At 60.8% G+C, this 319-nt stretch carries 2 pseudogenes; one reads left to right on the top strand and one right to left on the bottom strand.

Annotated features, from left to right (window positions below):
* A pseudogene (locus FOY91_RS21480) lies at positions 1 to 179 on the top strand (IS630 family transposase); the annotation flags it as partial.
* A gap of 13 nt (positions 180 to 192) precedes the next feature.
* Here FOY91_RS21480 and FOY91_RS21475 read toward each other — a convergent pair.
* Positions 193 to 319, bottom strand: a pseudogene (locus FOY91_RS21475) (transposase); the annotation flags it as partial.

The following is a 319-nucleotide window of genomic DNA, read 5'->3' as shown; positions in this document are numbered from 1 at the left end:
CATACTCGCCCGACTTCAATCCGATCGAGAACGCCTTCGCCAAGCTCAAGACGCTGCTGCGTAAAGCAGCCGCACGCACCGTCGAACAGCTCTGGCGGGTCATCGGCGAAAGCCTCGATGCCTTCACGCCAAACGAGTGCGCCAACTACTTCGCCGCAACCGGCTATGATGCATACTGATCGAAAAACGCTCTAGGATGTGGCGCTTGCGTCCAGTGATCTTCTTGCCCGCGTCATAGCCCTTTTCGCCCCCTTTTGATCAGCGGTGCGGACGGACTGGCTGTCGAGGATCGCCGCCGAGGGCGAGGCTTCTCGGCCGC

The sequence above is a fragment of the Alterirhizorhabdus solaris genome, assembly GCF_007785815.1.
Taxonomy (GTDB): domain Bacteria; phylum Pseudomonadota; class Alphaproteobacteria; order Sphingomonadales; family Sphingomonadaceae; genus Alterirhizorhabdus; species Alterirhizorhabdus solaris.
Note: the sequence above shows the minus strand (reverse complement) of the source record. Positions and strands in the feature narration are given on the sequence as shown.